The 21,050-nt window shown below is 27.6% G+C and carries 15 protein-coding genes; 4 read left to right on the top strand and 11 right to left on the bottom strand.

Annotated features, from left to right (window positions below):
* Nucleotides 1-58 precede the first annotated feature (58 nt).
* Nucleotides 59-1,957 (bottom strand): glutamine synthetase, encoded by a 1,899-nt coding sequence (locus IC218_RS01395; protein ID WP_227434251.1) that lies wholly within the window; start codon nt 1,955-1,957, stop codon nt 59-61.
* Between the two features lie 313 nt (nt 1,958-2,270).
* Between IC218_RS01395 and IC218_RS01390 the strand changes: the two genes are divergently transcribed.
* Nucleotides 2,271-3,047 carry a 3'-5' exonuclease gene (locus IC218_RS01390; RefSeq protein ID WP_227434250.1) on the top strand — a complete coding sequence of 259 codons (777 nt, stop codon included), beginning with the start codon at nt 2,271-2,273 and terminating at the stop codon, nt 3,045-3,047.
* A gap of 92 nt (nt 3,048-3,139) precedes the next feature.
* On the opposite strand, the gene IC218_RS01385 is transcribed toward IC218_RS01390, so the two are convergent.
* Nucleotides 3,140-3,892, bottom strand: a complete 753-nt coding sequence (locus IC218_RS01385; RefSeq protein WP_227434249.1) for an exodeoxyribonuclease III — start codon at nt 3,890-3,892, stop codon at nt 3,140-3,142.
* A 135-nt stretch (nt 3,893-4,027) separates the two neighbouring features.
* Complete coding sequence (galT, locus tag IC218_RS01380) at nt 4,028-4,978, bottom strand: galactose-1-phosphate uridylyltransferase (RefSeq protein ID WP_227434248.1); 951 nt, start codon at nt 4,976-4,978, stop codon at nt 4,028-4,030.
* 374 nt (nt 4,979-5,352) lie between these two features.
* Between galT and IC218_RS01375 the strand changes: the two genes are divergently transcribed.
* A complete protein-coding gene (locus IC218_RS01375; protein ID WP_227434247.1) occupies nt 5,353-6,549 on the top strand; it encodes a pyridoxal phosphate-dependent aminotransferase in 1,197 nt (398 codons plus the stop codon).
* A gap of 87 nt (nt 6,550-6,636) precedes the next feature.
* Here IC218_RS01375 and IC218_RS01370 read toward each other — a convergent pair whose 3' ends face one another.
* The 3 genes from IC218_RS01370 to IC218_RS01360 all read right to left on the bottom strand — a co-directional run bounded on the left by IC218_RS01370 (nt 6,637) and on the right by IC218_RS01360 (nt 9,896).
* Nucleotides 6,637-7,089, bottom strand: coding sequence for a MarR family winged helix-turn-helix transcriptional regulator (locus IC218_RS01370; RefSeq protein ID WP_227434246.1), 453 nt, complete (start codon nt 7,087-7,089; stop codon nt 6,637-6,639).
* Between the two features lie 309 nt (nt 7,090-7,398).
* Nucleotides 7,399-8,844 (bottom strand): adenylosuccinate lyase, encoded by a 1,446-nt coding sequence (gene purB, locus IC218_RS01365; RefSeq protein WP_227823668.1) that lies wholly within the window; start codon nt 8,842-8,844, stop codon nt 7,399-7,401.
* Nucleotides 8,845-8,984: 140 nt separating this feature from the next.
* Nucleotides 8,985-9,896 carry a tyrosine-type recombinase/integrase gene (locus IC218_RS01360; protein ID WP_227434244.1) on the bottom strand — a complete coding sequence of 304 codons (912 nt, stop codon included), beginning with the start codon at nt 9,894-9,896 and terminating at the stop codon, nt 8,985-8,987.
* Nucleotides 9,897-10,151: 255 nt separating this feature from the next.
* Here IC218_RS01360 and IC218_RS01355 point away from each other — a divergent pair, with 255 nt between their 5' ends.
* Nucleotides 10,152-10,976: an undecaprenyl-diphosphate phosphatase gene (locus IC218_RS01355; RefSeq protein WP_227434243.1), complete on the top strand. Its 825-nt coding sequence runs from the start codon at nt 10,152-10,154 to the stop codon at nt 10,974-10,976.
* A 39-nt stretch (nt 10,977-11,015) separates the two neighbouring features.
* Nucleotides 11,016-11,546, top strand: a complete 531-nt coding sequence (gene lepB, locus IC218_RS01350) for a signal peptidase I (RefSeq protein WP_227434242.1) — start codon at nt 11,016-11,018, stop codon at nt 11,544-11,546.
* 77 nt (nt 11,547-11,623) lie between these two features.
* On the opposite strand, the gene IC218_RS01345 is transcribed toward lepB, so the two are convergent.
* The 5 genes from IC218_RS01345 to rny all read right to left on the bottom strand — a co-directional run bounded on the left by IC218_RS01345 (nt 11,624) and on the right by rny (nt 20,916).
* Entirely contained in the window at nt 11,624-13,411 is a 1,788-nt protein-coding gene (locus tag IC218_RS01345; RefSeq protein WP_227434241.1) for a UvrD-helicase domain-containing protein, read from the bottom strand.
* Between the two features lie 353 nt (nt 13,412-13,764).
* Complete coding sequence (locus IC218_RS01340) at nt 13,765-16,098, bottom strand: diguanylate cyclase (RefSeq protein WP_227823667.1); 2,334 nt, start codon at nt 16,096-16,098, stop codon at nt 13,765-13,767.
* 346 nt (nt 16,099-16,444) lie between these two features.
* The gene (locus tag IC218_RS01335) at nt 16,445-17,251 is read right to left on the bottom strand and encodes a response regulator (RefSeq protein ID WP_227823666.1); all 807 of its coding nucleotides are present in this window, start codon (nt 17,249-17,251) and stop codon (nt 16,445-16,447) included.
* Nucleotides 17,252-17,255: 4 nt separating this feature from the next.
* Nucleotides 17,256-19,049, bottom strand: coding sequence for a sensor histidine kinase (locus tag IC218_RS22125; protein ID WP_227823665.1), 1,794 nt, complete (start codon nt 19,047-19,049; stop codon nt 17,256-17,258).
* Between the two features lie 325 nt (nt 19,050-19,374).
* On the bottom strand, nt 19,375-20,916 hold the full coding sequence (rny, locus tag IC218_RS01325) for a ribonuclease Y (RefSeq protein ID WP_227434331.1): 1,542 nt from the start codon (nt 20,914-20,916) through the stop codon (nt 19,375-19,377).
* Nucleotides 20,917-21,050: the final 134 nt, after the last annotated feature.

The following is a 21,050-nucleotide window of genomic DNA, read 5'->3' as shown; positions in this document are numbered from 1 at the left end:
GATTTAACCATACTTAATTGCCTTTATAACATCAAAATCAAATTATTACTATTTTATTTTAATATATATTTTTCTTGTATTGCATATATAATTGTTGTATTTCTTCCATGCTTCTCTTTAGTTCTATTTGTAAATCCGAAGCAGTTTGATAATCTTTATTTTCTACAGCCTCTCTTACTCTAGTAAATAGTGATTCTCTAGTTAAAGTATCTTTCATAATATTAAACTTTAAGTCTGATATTGAATTCCAAACTACTTCATCAAGTGCATCCATATTTTCTTTTGTGTGTACTTTTACAATACTTCTTATCTTTTGAATTCCAGCTTCTATTATTCTAGTTTTTAATTTTTTTTGCCACTTATCTATTGCCCCAACTTTAAATGATTCTATTATACTATCAGTAAATACATCACCTTGTTTTAAAGATTTTAATTTAGAAGCATATATTTCTAGGTTTTTCATATTTTCATAAACTGTTGCTGGAGGTGTTCCAAATCTTGCATTTCTTTCTTCTAAATTATAATGTTCAAATACATCATTTTCATCTCTATATGCTCTGTCTTTTTCTAAATAGAAACTTTCTTCTCCCACATTTTTAGATAATTCTTTTTCTAGTTCTTTAGTACTAAGTCCACTCTTAGCTGCTGCTTTTATACCATCTAACATTGTTTGATAACATCCTGCTATTACTAGGTAAGTATTAGATAGAGGACTTGGTGATCTTAATTCAAATCTTACAGTTTTTGGATTCTTTATATCTCTTATTAACCCAACAAGTACCGACCTATTTCTAGATGGCATTTCATAACTATGACCTAAAGATGTAACTATACATACAGGTGCTTCAAATCCAGGAACCAGTCTATTAAATCCATCATTAGAAGCTGTTACAATCGGATTTAATACTTCATAATTATAAAGAAGTCCCATAAGAGCTCCATACCCTAATTCACTTAGATAGTCTTCTTTTAAATCTTTTGGAGCAAATAAGTTTTTGATACTTCCATCTTTTAATTTTGCACTTACTCCTACATGTGTATGACCACCACTTCCTGCAACTCCATGAATTGGCTTTGCTTTAAATGTAACTTCTAATCCATGCGATGTAAATACATCTTCTATAACATCTCTTACTAATAATTCATTATCTGCCGCTTGTAGTGGTGTAGAAAACTTCCAAGAAACCTCTAATTGCTCCATAGCATGGTTTGTTTTTCCATCTATACTTATAGAACTTTGAATTCCCCCAACCTCTTTATGAGCCATTTCAGGGCTTACACCTAGCTTTTGAAGTATTATTAAACTTTGTTCCAGACAAGTTCTTATAATACCATGAGTTCTTTTCCAGTATTGTTCTTTTAAGCTTTGTGATACATATAATTTTTCTAAGTCAGCTTTATCTTCAGGAGTATTAACCCAAAATTCGAGTTCTGTAGCTGCTGTTAACATTATTTCTTCTATATCATCTACTGAGTTTATTCCTATATTGTTTATTACATGTGGATATTCTCTAAATATTTCAAACATAGATTTCTTAAAATATTTATCTGCTTTTTGAAGAATTCCCCTAGAACATACTTTTTTATTATCGTGTATTAGAAATGCAGGTATCTTTAATGTTCCTACAGGCAACCCTACTTCTTCATCTATGTATTCCATATTGTAATCTACATACCAATGACAACTTTTATCTGGCATTAAGTCTACTTTTGCATTATTCAATGTTGCTATATTGTAAAGTTCAACACTTGAACCATCAGTTTGTATAGCTGATTCTAAGAATTTATCTATATCCTCTAAAAATAATTCTACAGGAATTTTTTCATCTGTTGCATTTCCTCCTAAGTCAACTCCCATTAAAGAAACGAACCTTATGTTTTTATTGCTCTCTAGGATTTCTCTTATTTCTTCATTGGTATGCTTATCTTTCTCTATTACATATAATAAACTCTCCATCTTTTCACTCTCCTATGATTTTTGTGTAAATTTTATTTTATTAAATATACAAGATAAAATTCATTTTTCCTTATATTTATGAATTTTTCTTGCAAAATATTCGTGTTTTATTCGTGTTTTTATTTATATTATTATATATCAAGTACAAAAAGTTCGCAATATTTTTTCTTGGAAAAATATTATACATACAATAGTTTAACATTTTTATAAATATGGGGTATACTAAAATAAAAGTATCTTTGTTTAAAAATTTAATTTAGCTTATAATATAATCTATACTAGTAATAATACAAAAATTTAGGAGATAAACTTTATGGAATACATAATTTTCGATTTGGAATTCAACCAAGGATTTGACAAAAAACTCAATAAAACTGTGTCCAATGAAAAATGTCCTTTTGAAATTATACAAATAGGAGCAATTAAACTGGATTCTAAATTTAATATAGTAGATACATTTAATAGCTATATTAAACCTACACTATACAAGGCAATGCACCCTTTTATTAGTCGTATGACCAATATTAAAGACTCTGATTTTAACGATTCACCTACTTTTCCTGAGGTTTACAACAATTTCATAAAATTCATAGCATCACACGACCCTATACTATGTGTTTGGGGGGTTGGAGATTTAAAGGAGTTATACAGAAATATCAATTATCATAAGCTAGCATCAGATATTTTACCTAAGTCTTATATTAATATTCAACAACATGCATCTAAATATTTTAATAATCCAGCAGGAAAAAGTATTGGCTTGAAAAATGCTATTTCTATATTGGAACTTGATGAAAAAATGTCTTATCACAACGCTTTAAATGATGCATATTATACAGCGAAGGTTTTTATTAAGATATATAATCCAAGCATAGTACCTGATATATATGTGTATACAAATATTAAATCTAAATCTATAAAGTATTCTAATAAAAAAAGAGTTGACTATGATAAATTATTTGATGAGTTTAAGAAAATTCTAAATCGTGATTTGACTAAAGATGAGAAAAAAATTATTAATTTAGCTTACAACATGGGAAAAACAAATCAATTTGAATTAGAAAACTCTAAGCAAAGAAAAAATAAGTGAAATTTATTTAGGTTAAAAAAAGGCATGTAGATTAAAAGAATAATTAACTTTAAATTTACATCTACAGCCCAATTTTTATCCTGATTAAACTTCTATATTATCTCTAATTCTACTGGACAATGGTCTGACCCCAATACCTCAGTATGTATATTTGCATTTGTCAATCTATCTTCTAATTTTTTAGATGCACAAAAATAATCGATTCTCCATCCAGCGTTATTTTTTCTTGCATTAAATCTATATGACCACCAACTATACACTCCTTCTTTATCAGGATTAAAGTATCTATATGTGTCTATAAATCCACTATCTAATAATTTAGAGAATTTTTCTCTTTCTTCTTTTGTAAAACCTGCGTTCTTTGTATTGTTTTTAGGATTTTTTAAGTCTATTTCTTTATGTGCAACATTCATATCTCCACACACTATTACAGGCTTATGATTATCTAATTTAACTAAATAATCTATAAAGTCATCTTCCCATCTAGTTCTATATTCTAATCTCTTTAATTCAGATTGAGAATTTGGCGTATATACAGTAATAAAATAAAAATCTTCAAATTCTAAAGTTATAACTCTACCTTCCTTATCATGTTCTTCTATATTTATTCCATACATTACTTTTAAAGGCTCTTTTTTTGTAAATATAGCAGTACCTGAATAGCCTTTTCGCTCTGCATAATTCCAGTACTGAAAATAACCTGGCAAATCTAACTCTATTTGCCCTTCCTGTAATTTAGTCTCTTGTAAGCAAAATATATCTGCATCAATATCTCTAAAAAAGTCTAAAAATCCTTTCCCAACACACGCTCTTATCCCATTGACATTCCACGATATAAATTTCATATTCCACTCCTCATCTAAATAGCAATTTTCTATTAGTTTTTTTATTTATTTTTCTATTTGTTTTTATTTTAACATTAATATACTATAAATTTATTTTAAAATCATTATTTCTTTAATACCTAAAAGATACATACTTTAATCAAATTTTAATTTTTTTGTTAATTCTTCAGGATTCATTGAAGAAACATACATATTTGTTCCAAGTTCAAATCCTCCAAGGTTATACTTTCTTGGTATTATGTGCATATGGACATTAAAGTATGATTTTGTTTCAATTTTTGTTGGATGAGTATGGATACATAAGTTAAATGGCATATACCCATTTATATTATATAATTTTTTAAATAACTTTTCGAATATCATAGAAATCTCTTTTACATTATTATCTGTTAATTCATCAAACTTTATGTTGTCTTTAAATATTACTCTTACTTCTCCACTGTACTTAGTTGCATATGGTATAATCACTAAAAAAGCGTCTCCATTATAAACCACTCTTTTATTTAAACTTATTTCATTTTCTACCAAGTCATTATACAAAGAGCTTTTATTACTATCATAATACTCTTTTGAAACCAACAATTCATTTGTAATTTCAGGTGGAATAAAAGACATAGATAGTATTTGAGCATGTGGATGCATCAAAGATGCTCCAGCCTTTCTCAAGAAATTTTTAAAAATACTCACATATTCTACTTTGTCATCTTTCGACAAATCTTTAAATCTATTTCTATACATAAAAAAAACATCTTCAAATTCTTTTTGATTCATATTGTAAAAACTGCTGTTATGTTTATTGCTTTCTATCATTACCTCATGAATACCATATATATCTCTTGCCAAATCATCAATTATAGGAAATTTATTATATATAGATTTTACAAGCCAACCTTCATCACCTTTTATTTCAAATAGTGTATCTGTTGCATAAGCTTCATTTCCCTTACAAAATGGGCATCCTTCATCGTATTCATTCGTTTCTTCTTCATCATTTGGTACATCAATTGTATCTAATGGTCTTTTCAGCCTATCAGTAGCAAATATAACAACATCATTAGTAATTGGATCTATTCTTAATTCTCTCATAATTAACACCTCTTAGTTAATAGCCTTTAATATAATTATATGATATTTATTGTATCTGTTAAATAAATTTATAATATTTTTTATAATTTTACATATTTAGTATTAGGTATTTTAATTTTCTAATACAAAAAAATTATAACTAATATATCCATATATTATCATACTATAAATAAGTTTATGTACATATAATTTATTAGTATAAATACGAGTGTTTCACTGTAATTTGTTAAAAGTTTATTTTAAAGCTATATTAATTTTTTTTGATGATTTTTACCTATAAGTATGTTATTATTATCTTGTAAAGATGTCTTGTATTCCAATATACAATTTACATAATACAATATACGTATTTAAATTAAATAGGGGGTATTAAAATGAATTATTCAAACAGAGTTAGTGCAATGCAAGCCTCTCCAATCAGAAAACTTGTTCCATTTGCACAAGCAGCAAAAGATAAAGGAATCAAAGTATATCACTTAAATATAGGTCAACCAGACATAAAAACTCCTCAAGGGTTTTTTGATGCTGTTAAAAACTTTGATAGCGAAGTTTTAGAATATGCTACTTCTGAAGGTATTCCAGAATTATTAGAAGCACTTCAAAATTACTACAAAACTTACAACATGGATTTTGAAAAAGATGAATTATTAGTGACTAATGGTGGTAGTGAAGCTTTACTTTTCACTATGATGGCTGTTTGTGACCCAGGAGATAATTTATTAGTTCCAGAACCATTCTATACTAACTACAATGGATTTGGTCAATGTGTAAACGTGGAAGTTAATGCTGTTACAACAAAAGCAGAAAACGGTTTCCACCTTCCATCAAAAGAAGAAATAGCTTCTAAGGTAGATGATAGAACTAAAGCTATAATTCTTTCTAACCCAGGAAATCCAACTGGTGCAATTTATACAAAAGAAGAACTTAATATCCTAGCTGAAATAGCTAAAGAAAAAAATCTATGGATAATAGCAGACGAAGTTTATAGAGAATTTGTTTATGATGGACTTGAGTATACTAGCTGTGGTAACTTAGAAGGTGTACAAGACAGAGTTATAATAATAGACAGTGTTTCTAAGAGATACAGTGCTTGTGGTGCTAGAATTGGTTCTATCGCTTGTAAAAATAAAGGTCTTATAGCTCAAATACTTAAATTGTGTCAAGGAAGACTTTGTGTTCCTACATTAGAACAAATAGGAGCTGTTGAATTATACAAAACTCCAGCTTCTTACTTCAAAGAGGTTAATGAAGAATACAAAAAAAGAAGAGACGTATTGTACAATGAATTAATGAAAGTTGAAGGTGTTATATGTAAAAAACCAACTGGTGCATTCTATATAGTTGCTAAATTACCAGTTGAAAATGCAGAAGATTTCACAATCTGGATGTTAAAAGAGTTCAGTAAAAATAATGAAACTGTTATGGTTTGCCCTGCTGAAGGATTCTATGCTACTCCAGGTTTAGGACGTGACGAAATAAGATTAGCTTACATCCTAAATGAAACTGACCTTCATAGAGCTGCTACATTATTAAAAGAAGGTTTAGAGCAATATGTAGCTTTACACAAATAAATTTTAAAAGTTTACTTTATGTAAATTTTATCAGATAAAAAGTCCCCTTTTCAACCAATATTTGAAAAGGGGATTTTTCATAGTTTTCTATCTAAATTCGTCTTTATTTAATATATATTGAAGAGTATTTATTGCTCCTAGATAGTTCTTTCTATCTTCTTCAGTTAGTCTAGAAAGCTTCTCTTCTAATCCATCACTCAATTTATCCATAAAATCAGAAGCTATCTTATCTCCTTCTTCTGTAATATCAATTAAATACTTTCTTCTATCAACTAAATCTCTTTTTCTTGTTACATATTTCTTTTCTGTTAAATCATCTACCATACTAGTTAGACTGCCTTTTTCTATATTTAATTTAGAGCATAAATCAGTCATGCTTATTACTCCATAATTTCTTATAAATACTAATGCTCTTAATTGTGTTTTATTTACATTATAGTCTGGTGCGAATTTTTTTAGGTCTTCTAAATATAAGCTAGAATAAATCTTCGGAAATGTTTTTACCAAAAAACTTATAGTATCTTTTACTACATATTTCATACAATCACCTCAGTTGTTTTAAAATTTATTAAATTATCTAACTAACTTATTTCAGTTTACATTAAAAATATTGCAAGTACAATAGTTTTTAAATAATGATTAAATTTAATTAGTAATCTTATTGTTTTTCTTATTTTTAATAATATTTCTCTGATTAAATATTATTTATATAGCTATTTTATTAAATTCATGATATAGTAAATAAGGAAGAACTCTTCACAGCGGTGAAGAGCAGACGCTAGCCCATTAAAATGGCTATCTTATTTATAAATAAGATAGCCATTTTTAATTATATTTTATCTATAAAACTTACACTCTTAAATCCACATCTACTTTTCCTAAATCTTCTTTATAATCTTTTATAGCTGGTTCTACAACTTCATTTACAAATTCTACAACTTGTTCTGGAGCTCTACCTATAAAGTTTTTTGGGTCCATTATAGATAATATTTCTTCCTTACTCATTTTAAATGAATCATCATTCATTATAAGCTCAATTAAATTATTATCTTTACCTTCATGTTTAACTCTATAAGCAGCTTTCATAGAATATTCTCTTATTATCTCATGTAATTCCTGTCTATCTCCACCTCTTTTTACAGCTTCCATAAGTATTGTTTCTGTAGCCATAAAAGGAAGTTCTTCATTTACACGTTTATTTATCATATTTTCATATACTACTAACCCATCAGTTACATTTATACCTATTTCAAGTATAGCATCTGCTGCCATAAAAGCTTGAGGTATAGCTAATCTTTTATTGGCTGAGTCATCTAATGTTCTCTCTAACCATTGAGTAGCCTGTACCATTGCAGGGCTTATAGATTCAGATATTATATATTTAGATAAAGAAGCTATTCTTTCACTTCTCATTGGATTTCTTTTATAAGCCATTGCTGATGAACCTATTTGATTTTTTTCAAACGGCTCTTCTAATTCTTTTAGACTTTGTAAAAGTCTTATATCATTAGTCATTTTATGCATACTTTGAGCTATTCCTGATAATACACTTACTACTTGATAGTCCAGTTTTCTAGTGTATGTTTGTCCACTTACTGCATAAGAAGAACTATATCCCATTTTGTTACAGATTTTCTTATCTAACTCTTTTACTTTTTCATGGTCTCCTTCAAATAAACTTAAAAAACTTGCTTGAGTCCCAGTAGTCCCCTTAACTCCTCTTAATTTCATATTGTCTATTCTATAATTTAAGTCTTCTAAATCAAGAATTAAATCTTGAGCCCACAAACAAGCTCTTTTCCCTACTGTTGTAAGTTGTGCTGCTTGAAAGTGCGTAAAACCAAGAGCTGGCATATCCTTATACTTAAGTGCAAATTCTTTTAAGTTATTTATTAAATTTACAAGCTTTACTCTTAAAAGTTTTAGTGCTTCATTCATTTGTACAACGTCTGTATTATCTCCAACATAAGCAGATGTTGCTCCTAAATGAATGATTCCTTTAGCTTTTTCACATTGTAAACCATACGCTTTTACATGAGACATTACATCATGTCTTACTTCTTTTTCTATTTTTCTAGCTTCATCAAAATTTATATTATCTATATTAGCTCTTAACTCATCTAATTGTTCTTCAGTTATATTGATTCCTAACTCATGCTCACCTTCAGCAAGAGCAACCCATAATCTTCTCCATGTAGAAAATTTAAATTGTGGAGAAAATATATAACTCATATCTTTACTACAGTATCTATCTGTAAGCGGATTTGAGTACATAGTATATTTGTTATCTATCATTATATTAGCACCTTCCTTAAATCTTTTGTTGTATAGTTATTATGTACATATTAGTACATAAATAATTATATATAATTTTACGAACTATAACAAGGCTTTTTTATTTTTTGTTCATATTTATATAGATTATTTTTTATGTGCTAATATTTTTTATTTATATCTAGATTATCTTTTTCAATTAAATAATCCACAATCTCGCTATCAACAAAATTCAATACATATTTATACCTAATTGCATAGTATTTATCACTCCAGCCAAGTTGATTTTTTACGTCACTCTCATCTGCCCCAAGTCTTAAACTTATTGCTGCAAATGAATGTCTAAAGTCTCTTGCTGAATATTGAGAAAGTCCTGCTAAATCTAATGCTTTTTTTACTATCAATCTGACATTTCTATCTGTTATAGAATTGCTTTTTTGAGTTGTAAAAATAAAATCATCATTAGGTATTATTACTTCTGGAAGTCCAGAATAGTTTCTGTAGTCTTCTAAAAGCCTAAAAAAGTATGGATGTAACTTTACTACTCTCTCTTTTCTTCCCTTTCCTAGTCTAACATACGAGTTATCGTTTTCATCTACCATAAGGTCTTTCCACTTTAAGCTAACTAATTCATTTAATAAACACCCAGTAGTAACTAGACAGACTATTATCACTCTATCTCTTATATTCAGTTTTGGCAAAATACCTATAAGCTTATTTATTTCCTGTATGCTTAAAACATCATCCTTTGTCTTTATTCTAGTTACTGTTGGTTTTTCTACATGTCTAAATGGATTTATATCTATATATCCTTCTTTTTTTAAGAAGTTGTAAAAACTATGTAAATAACTATATATCTTTTCACAAGTTGATTTTGCATATTTGGTTTGTATATAGTCCACAAAATTTTTACAATCTTCTTTTGTTACATAAATTAATTCCTTTCCTTTTAGAAACTCTTTAAATAACATAACCTTTGATAAATAATCGTGTTTTGTATTTGGGTTTAATTTTGTAGAAAAAACATTAAAAGTTTCATACTCATAATCATCCAATATTTTCGTACTATACATAATAACTCCTTTCCTTTTCATAAAATAAAATAGTTATACTTTTACTATACCATATATTTCCCCCTCATATATACCCCTTATTCAATAGACAAGTTTCAAGTTTATGATTTTAAATTATGAAGGTTTTATGAAAATATCAATCTTCCATTGTGCACTACACAGTACTATGGTATTATAAGTTAGTAAAAGATGGCATATTTTATTAATCTTTGAATAAAATATGCTACTATAAATTTGTATTGGAGGTATTTAAATTTGGAAACATTTAGTTTGCTTGAAGTTTTTAAAGCAGTCATTTTGGGAATAGTTCAAGGAATTACAGAATGGCTACCAGTAAGTAGTACAGGGCATATGATATTAGTTGATGAATTTATAAAATTGAATTTTTCATCTACATTTATAAATACATTTTTAGTTGTAATTCAATTTGGTTCAATATTGGCTGTACTTGTTATATTTTTTAGGAAGTTAAATCCTTTTGATAGTGCAAAAAATACTAAACAAAAAAAAGAAACAGTTCGCTTATGGCTTAAGGTTATAATTGCAGTTATACCATCTGGAGTTATTGGTATACTGTTTGAGGATGATATAGACAGATTATTCTTCAATTCAACAGTAGTTGCAATTGCTCTTATTGTATATGGTATAATAATGATAGGACTTGAAAATAGAAATAAAAGACCAAAATATAAAGATTTTTCTCAAGTTACATATAAACTAGCTCTTTGTATAGGTTTATTCCAATGTCTAGCTCTTATTCCAGGTACATCTAGATCTGGTTCAACTATAATCGGTGCAGTATTACTTGGTACTTCTAGATACGTAGCAGCAGAATTTTCATTCTTCTTAGCTATTCCTACAATGCTTGGAGCTAGTGCATTAAAACTTTTAAAAGCTGGGTTTGGATTTACTGGATTTGAATGGCTTATTTTAGGTGTTGGCTCTGTAGTAGCTTTTATAGTTTCAATCGTAGTTATTAAGTTTTTTATGGATTATATCAAAAAACACGATTTCAAAGTCTTTGGCTATTATAGAATAATTTTGGGTATAGTTGTTCTTGGTTATTTCTTTTTATTCTAGAGTATTTTAATTTAATGACAAATGATAAGGAGAAAAATTATGAGTGTTAAAAAGGAAATATTTGATTGGATTAAGTCAATAGCCATGGCTATTGTACTTGCATTTGTAATATTACAATTTATAAGACCTTCTATTGTTAGTGGAGAATCAATGTATCCTACTTTAGATGATAAAGACTATCTAATTTTAAATAGAATATCATATAAAGTTGGTAAACCTGAAAAAGGTGATATTGTAGTTTTTAAAACTAATTTAGTTGATGGAGATACTGGAAAGAAAAAAGATTTAATAAAGAGAGTTATAGCTACTGAAGGTGACAGTATAAAAATATCAAATTCTAAAGTATATGTAAATGGCAAATTACTAACCGAACCATATATACATAATAATTATACTTCTGGAGATATAGACACAGTTGTTCCAGAAGGAAAGTTATTTGCAATGGGTGATAACAGAGAAAATAGTAATGATAGTAGATTCCCAGATGTAGGTATGGTTGATGAAGACGAAATTCTTGGTAAGGTTATGGTAAGGTTATTACCTTTTGATAATATTGGAAAAGTAAGTTAAAAAAATAAGAGACTGAGTTGGTAATATTTATTCTACACAATTCAGTCTCTTTTAATTTTTTGAATTCAAAATATATTTTATTCCCTATCTTCTTTTGATTCTGTAATAATTCTTATTATATCACTTGCATCTTCATTAAAGGTTGTTACTATACTTAGATAGTCAGTGGCCCTGCTCATAGCCAAATAAACCTTATTTAAATCACCTACAAAGTCATTTACTTGATAATCTTGCTCTGTATCATTTATTGTTTGATTATACAACATTTCTAACTCACATATTATTATCGCTTTATATTCTAAATTCTTTATTGTATATATATTTGCTATTGTCGTTCCTATCTTCTTACTTATGTTTGTTAAGTTATCTTCTGCACATATATAAGGAATTTGTGCTTCTTCTAATGCCTTTTTTAACATGTATTGAAAATAAATAGTTTTTCCACTTTTTAATTTCTTCTTATTATAAGGATATACAATAGCAACTTCAGAATAATCAAGACCTTTTTTGCTTATTAAATATTCGATTTCCCATATTACAGAACTTATTTGGTCATCTAAATCACTTACTTTTATTATATCAACCGACTTATTACCACCTCTAAGTGCTTTTGTATTAAAAAAAGTATTAAACTTTGTATTAGGTCTTAATTCATTAATATAAGCGTTAGAATTATTGGAAAAATTATTTGTAAAATCAACAATTTCTTTAGCTTGCCTATAATTTTTATTTAATATTATTTTATCATCAAACTCTATATTGCTGTATAGTTTCCTAAATATATTTAGTCTATTAAAGATATTTAAAGAGTTACAAGAATACACATTAAATATGAATTTTGTTTTATATAAAAACTCTCTTATAAAATCTATTTCATAATCTAAAAAACTTTCTGCTTCATCAATAAAAATCGCCTTAAACATATTTTTATTCTTTATAATGTTTTGTGCTTGCTTTACAAGATTATTAAATGTTTTTTCATAATCATTTTTTAACATATTATAGTCAATAATTAGATTATATTTTTTAGCTAATTTAAATATAAAGGAACTAAATGTATGAACTTCTAAATTGTTATTGTCTTTATATAATAATTCTATTCTTTCTCGAAGTTCATTACATAGTTGTTTTGTATGTGTAAATATTAGTAACTTATGATGTGGATATACTTTTGCCAGTTTTATAGCTCTAGAAAGCATATTTGCCGTTTTTCCTATACCAGAACCGCCTTCAATAAGTGTATTTCCATATTTAATAGAAATAGCATCTTTAATTTGAATTTCTTCCATCATAGTTGCTGTATACTTATAGTCATCATTATAGAAGGAAATTTTTTTAAATTTTTCGTTTAGGTGAAGTGTGTCATTTATTATATAGTATTCTGAACATATATCTAATAAAAATAAATTTAAATTTATTTCATCATTTTTTTCCTTAAGATATTCATCCAGTGAAGCACTAGCCATTATATCTTGAAGCTTATTTTTATCTATTATATTATTATTCACAAATTCTTCAAACTCATAAGCTTCATCTACTTCAACATATGGCATAATGTAAACATAGTTATAGCTTATATTTCTATTCTTTTGTCCCATTTTTAGTTTCAAAAGCTCATATTCCTCATGCATAACTTCAAGTAACTCTTCTTCCAAAATAAAATATATGTCTTCTGTTGTATCCATAAATTTTATAAATAAAATTTTTCCATCTTTTACATACAACAAGTCAGTATTTATTCCTTTAAAAGGAGTAACTTTTGGCACTACTTTAACGTCCTTATTGATATTTTCGTAAAATACTTTCTCGAATTCTTTCAATTTCAGGGCGTCTAACTGAGAGTTTATATTTATGTATTGGCTCACTTATATTACCTCCTTCTGTTATAACTAATTATACCATTTTAAACTATATTTTTATATATACTTTTTATAGGCAAATTTCGTAAACAAATTCAAAATAAGTACAAATAAATACAAAACTATTAAAGAAAAATTGCAATAAGTATAGATATATATAAATATAAAATTCTTTATGATAAGCACTGACAAAATAAACTTCAGAATTATTTTTTTAAATAATAAATAAAATCTACTCTAAAAAGGTAAAATTTCTTTAACTAGTGACTTATATTACTTAATTATATAAAAATTAACGAACAAAAAATTTTAAAACCTGCTAAAAAATAATCCATTCATATTAGCAGGTTTTATTTAAATTATCTTCCTAAAAAAACATTAAAGTTTGATATATCTGTGTAAACTGCATAAAAAACAGGGTAACGATTTTGGTATAGTTCATTTACAAACTTACCTTGCATTCTCACAGGGAAATAGTGACCATCTATATGACGGAAGTTAAAAATCACTTCAAAAGTTTCTCTCTTAGGTATTGCTTTATTCAGTGTATCAAGTACAACCTGTAAATCCTCTGGTGATATAGGTGAAAGTACATCAAAATCTTTGGATGAAACATTTCTAGCTGAATAACCAGTAAACTCAAGCATTTTTTGATTAAAGTAAAGTAGTTTCAAATTTTCCATACAAGCAAATTTTGCAATCCCATCAGTAGACATCTCCAACAATAACTTTACATCTCTAGTGTCTATATTAAATGCTATACCATCAATAGAATCATCCCCAAAAATATGGAAAGAATTTTTTCCATGACCCTTTGTATAGTAAAGTGCTTGGTCTGCTTTTTCATAGAGTTCAGAATACTTACAGCCATGCTCAGGATATATTGCCACACCAATGCTACATGAAATAGAAAATTCTTCATGTTCAGCAAAACGTTTCTGGTTAATCTTAGAACAAAAACGCTCTAATTTATCCATAATTACATAATTACTGCTATTGAAATCTTTTATCAACACAACAAATTCATCTCCACCAATACGCCCAACAATATCATCTTCACGAAATTGAGACTTTAATTCTAATGCAAATTCACTTATAATAAAATCTCCAAATGCATGACCATATCTATCATTTACATTTTTGAAATCATCAATATCAAAAATCAGAAAAATATGTTCTGAATTTTGATTTTTATCACTTTTTAAAAATGTACTAATAAAGTCCTCTGTTACTCCCTTATTATAAAGACCAGTAAGAGAATCACGTTGTGAACGCTCAAGAAGCAGCAATTCTCTATTTTTTTCTTCATCTATATTTTCACGATAAGAAATCATACGAACAGATTCATCTGATGTCCAAAAGAAAATTCTAGCAGTAATCCTCATCCAATGATAATTTTCTTCATCTCTTTTAATTAAAAAGTCATAACTTATGTTATTGATTCCACTATTATAACACTTAAGAACATTTTCAGGTAAAAATGTATCTAAATAACCTTGTGCATACTCTTCTTTAATTTGCCCTTTAGCAATTATATAGAGTGCTTCATCATATGGTGTGCTAAGACTTAAGCCAAACTCTTTAAAATATCGATTTGCATCTTCACAACCAGCTTTGTTATTAGTAACATCAATCTCAAAAATATTTTCATAGAGATCTTCAGTAGATTTACTCAATAACTTTTGATATTCTAATTTCTGAGAAGAGCTGAGATTAATTATTTGTTGCTTGTATTTCTTAAGCACACGTGTAATTGTAAAAAGTACAAACATTATAATTAAAATTATAATTGCAATCCCTTTTAAAAACTGTATTTGAAGTTGTCTACTCATTGCAGTCAAATCATTTTCCAAAACAAGATGCCATTTTAAACTTGGGATATACTGATATACAACATAACTTTTTAATTTTTCTGATGAATTCCAAAAACTATTCTGTTCTTTTTTATTGCTCAAGATTAAATCTTTTGAAGCAGATAAATTACTACTTTCATCTTCAAATAAATTAACATGTTCATAGCCTGTTTCCTCAGATGATAATTGAACAAATCCTTTATCATCAATTAGACGTGCTACAACATCAAACTTTTCATCATATTCTTTAAGCAACATTTGTAATGAGTCAACTTTTAATCCAACCCCAATAATTCCCATAGTTGATCCATTATCATCTTTTATCTTACAATTTACAAATACAGTAATACTATTATTACTTGCCTCATCATTATCAACATTTAATGAATATTCTTCATCCTGTTTTAAAAAATCATAATACCACTGATTCTCTGAGTTATCAGCACTAAGTGTCCTATCAAGTCCATTAAAATGATAATAATTATTTGTCTTGGTTGAAACTAAAAAAACAGAATCATAGGAATATTTATTTCTGTATGTATTTAAGTAATCCTGTAATTTATAAACAAAGTTCCTATCATTTATATATTCTTTCTCACTAGTTAAAAAATTTTTTAATAGACTATCATTGGCCATGGTAAGTGATACATTTATAGGTTGTGAAAGAAGTTTATCTATCTGATAATAAATACCTTCAGCAGCCAATGTAGATACGTGTTCAATATCATTTTTAAAAATATTAGTATTAGATTGGTACCCAATCACAGATGTAGCTATAAAACCAATAGTAATAATAACGCAAACAATAACATTTGTATGTAAAAGTGTATTTTTTTTCATCATGTATCCTCTCTTTCATCATCACTTTGGCTCATTGTATTCTCAACTTTTTAGTGCTTACAATATAATTAATTTTAATCAGCAAACTATCTCAAAAACTTAATTTTATTTCAAATATTAAATTTCATAAATCAACATTAATGCATAGATATTACATGTAAAAACATATAAATTGCTCATCTAAATCATTTTTAATAATATAAATCTATTATATAATTTTTATTTATTATTATATATTTTTAATATTCCTATAATATATTAATATAATCGATAATGCACATCCAAAGCACATCAACAAAACAAAAAACTTAAGAACTTCTGCTGTATAAAAACATATTATCTATCTTTAACAATTATAATTAAAAGTTTTTTGATACAGCATACCTGTAGTTAATTCTGCCCAACTGTAATTTGTCATGTATTCTCCAGCATATGTGTTAATTGCCATCATATCCCACCTTAACATATTATAATAATCACAATCAAATTTTGTAATATCTACTGCAAGGCTATTCCATTTTTTAATAACTATATATTCAATTTTTGCATCCTTTATGGTTTTCATCAGATGTGATATAACAGTTTGCGTTTGATTTTGCAAAGAACGATTGTATTCTTTGTCTTCCCAAAGTACTGCTGCAATTTCAGCAATAGTCACACTTGCTCCTTTCCTATCTACTAAATAAGCAAGTAATTCTTTTGATTTTGCTCTACTAAAAGTTAATGGCTTTTCATCTACAAATACCTCAAAGTTACCAAATGTATGAATAAATATATGGCTCTTATGGTTCAAAACAACAGGAGAACGTAAATTTTCTATTTCTTTCTGAATTCCTTCTATTGTAACAGGCTTTAGAAGATATCCACTGGCATGCATTGAAAATGCATCTAACGCATATTCTGAATAACCAGTTACAAAAATAATATTTATATTTGGTAAAATTTCTTTTGCTAGACATGCAAACTCTAGTCCATTCATACCGTACATCTCAATGTCAAGAAATGCAATATCTACAAAATTTCTTTTTAAATACTCTAGCGCCAACTTAGGTTCATCAAAAAGAGTAACTTTTTCAATACCAGAAATATATGTTAATTTTTCATTCAAATTTTTAAGAGCAATTTGCTCATCATCTACGACAATTATATTCATAATTTTACCCCTTTCTAATAGGAATGATTATTGTTGCTATTGTACCTTTTCCTATACCACTTTCTATATTTAGAATTCCATTACATTGTGTCTCTAATCGTCTTTTTACATTTTGAATACCAACATGGCTTTTTCCATCATTAACTCTTTCAAAGGGTTGGAAACCTACTCCATCATCTTTTATAACAATATAAATGTTATTTTCATCCTTGGATGTTGATACTATAATTGTTCCCCCTTCTTTTTGTTTTGTAACACCATGTCGTATCGCATTTTCAACAATTGGTTGTATAGTGAGAACAGGAATAAAAAAATCAGTAATTGTAAGCTCATAATGTATTTTTATACGCTCTCCAAAGCGTAATAACTCTATGTACAAATAATTTTTTAAATGAGCTAATTCTTTTTCAAATGGAATTAGCTTTTTTTGTGTAAGAGAATCCATATTTCCACGAAGATAAGAAGAAAATTTTTCTACTGCATGAACTGCCATGTTAGAATCATGTTTACACAAATATTGGATAGTGTTAAGTGCATTATATAAAAAATGAGGCTGTATTTGACTAAGCATTATAGAAATACGATTTTCCATCAATTCTCCCTCTAATCTCTGTTGAAACTTTTCCTTTCTTTTGATAGATAGCATCATATGCCCAATCTGTAATACAATAGTGGTTAGAAAACCTATACAAAAAAATGGTAGACTTCTAATGTATATAGTATAATAATTTGCTATTTCTGCAATACCACCTATAGTTGCTGGTAGATAAGCAAACAAAGCAATCTTAGCATCAGATTCTCTGTATATAATAATTTCAATAACCAAGAACCCCATACCAAGTAATACAATTAGAATACAGATGCTATTTTGTAAAATCAGAAACTCATGCAAATCATAAATATGAAGTATTTGGAGAATAACACAAAGTAGTATGATAGTCATAATTAAATACACACATAAATTTATAACGTTCAATCTCCACTCAGTTAAGTAAGTAGACAAATAAAGTATACAAAAAGTTGGAAGTAAAAACTGCGACAGTAATTCCAAAATACTGACAAGAGTTGGAGATTGGATAATAAGAGTAAGTATATTAAAATCTGCTAAACACCAAATTCCTCCAAATATAGCAAAACATGATAACAAAAAAATCTGACGTGTTAACTCACTTTTCAAAAAAAACAAAATGATACTTGCAATTAGACCAAATAAGCCAAAAGATATTGTTAACATAGTAAATATAAGACCAATCCTGTTTTCGTGGAGTATACTAACAATTAAATCGCCCTTGGAGCCAATCTGCATTTCATCAAAAAAACATACTAATTGTAATGCTCGCCCACTAGGGTACACTCGTTGTATATTTATCTCAACTAAATCGTCAACCGATATTCCATCAGATTTAAAACCTGTCCAAAGATGACCTGTAGACTTTGTTAGTGCATTTTCTCTACCTTCTTGTATGGAAAATACCTCTTTATTAGATACACGAATATCAACTTTTAGATGGCTGATATGTAGCAAAAATGTCTCTCCAGCTGGAATATTTCTGCTAAAATGTCCACGCAAATAAATAGACTCTTTTCTTATATCATTCAATGAGTCAACATTGATAAACGGCTGAAGATTTTCAGAATTAGATGTTCTAAATTCTCCAATAAATGAAACTGGAATAAGATTGCTTCGAGGATTTGAATGTTTATCTGATTTAAAAGCACAAACAAACAACAGTATTACTGATAAAGTTAGTAATACTGGTAAATAATACATATACCATCTAGATGTTTTCTTTTCCACAATAGTTTCCTCCATAAAATATATGTATATCTTTTATATATTTGAATATATAAAAAAATTATATAACCTAAAAATATTTATTTAGATATAATAGATTATTTTATCACTTCATTATATCAAACAAACTTAAATAATTATACAAACAATGTGTATATAAGGATTAATTTTATTAATTCTTTATAATTAATATTTATCAGCCTTATAATTATTTCAAATTATATCATTTTATACCTTGAAAATTAAAAAGCCACAGGATAAATTATTAAATCCTGTGGCAAATCTAAATTTTTAAAAATATTTTTATTATCATTTAGATATTTATATTTTATTTTGCATATTCTATAGCTCTTGTTTCTCTTATTATACTTACTTTTATTTGTCCAGGATATTCAAGTTCATCCTCTATTTTCTTAGTCATATCTCTAGCTAATAAGTGTATTTCTTCATCATTTATAGCTTCTGGTTTTACCATTATTCTAATTTCTCTACCAGCTTGTATAGCAAATGATTTTTCTACACCTTCGTATGAATTAGCTATTTCTTCTAGTTTTTCAAGTCTCTTAATATAAGCTTCTAAAGTCTCTCTTCTAGCACCAGGTCTAGCAGCTGATATTGCATCTGCTGCTGTAACTAATACAGCTTCTACTGTTTGAGGTTCATAATCTCCATGATGTGTACTCATAGCATGTATAACTTCTTTAGATTCCTTATAACGTCTAAGTAAATCCATACCTATTTCAACATGTGTACCTTCCATTTCATGGTCTACAGCCTTACCTATATCATGTAACAAACCAGCTCTCTTAGCTAATCTAATATCTGCACCTATCTCAGCAGCCATTATACCAGCTATATGAGCAACTTCTATAGAATGTTTAAGAACATTTTGTCCATAACTAGTTCTATAATTAAGTCTACCTAATAATCTTATTAATTCTGGATGAATTCCATGTACACTAGTTTCAAATGCAGCTTGTTCACCATATTCTTTTATAATATTGTCAACTTCTTTTCTCGCTTTTTCAACCATTTCTTCAATTCTAGCTGGATGTATTCTTCCATCTGCTATTAACTTCTCTAGAGCAATTCTTGCAATTTCTCTTCTTATTGGATCAAATCCTGATAAAATTACTGCTTCTGGAGTGTCATCTATTATAAGGTCTATCCCTGTTAAAGTTTCTAGAGTCCTTATATTTCTACCTTCTCTACCTATTATTCTACCCTTCATTTCATCATTAGGTAAGCTTACTACTGTAACAGTAGTTTCAGCTACGTGATCTGCTGCACATTTTTGAATTGCATATCCTATAATTTCTCTTGATTTCTTATCAGCTTCTTCTTTAGCTTGACCTTCTATCTCTTTTATCATTATAGACATTTCACGTCTTACATCTCTCTCAGCATTTGTTAAAATAATTTCTTTAGCCTTATCAGATGTAATTCCTGATATGCTTTCTAATTTTTCCAATTGTTGAGTTTTTATTACTTCAACTTCTTCTTCTTTCTTTTCAACTGTCTTTAATTTTTCACTTAAATTTACTTCTTTAGATTCTAAATTTTGTAATTTTCTATCTAAGACTTCTTCTTTTTGTACTACTCTTTTTTCATACTTTTGTACTTCTGTTCTTCTTTCTTTGTTTTCTCTTTCAGCTTCTGTTCTCCATTTATGGATCTCTTCTTTAGCTTCTAATAACTTTTCTTTCTGTACTGTTTCTGAGTCGTGGTGTGCTTTATCTATTATTTCTTTGGCCAAGTTTTCAGCTTGTCCAATTTTTGCTTCAGATATATTTTTTCTAACAAAATATCCAGCTATAATACCAACAGCTGCACCTATTACAATCATTACTACACTATCTATGACATCCACCTCCTTCGTTAATAATCCCAAAATGTCATCACTATGATTAAAAAATATTCCTAATAATTAAAATTAAATTTAGATATTTTATCCTCACTTAATTTTATAATTTTTTCAACATTGTGTCAAGCTAATAGGGAGCG

It is taken from the genome of Clostridioides sp. ES-S-0005-03 (assembly GCF_020658455.1).
GTDB lineage: Bacteria > Bacillota > Clostridia > Peptostreptococcales > Peptostreptococcaceae > Clostridioides.
This window is presented reverse-complemented; position numbering and strand designations above follow the sequence as displayed.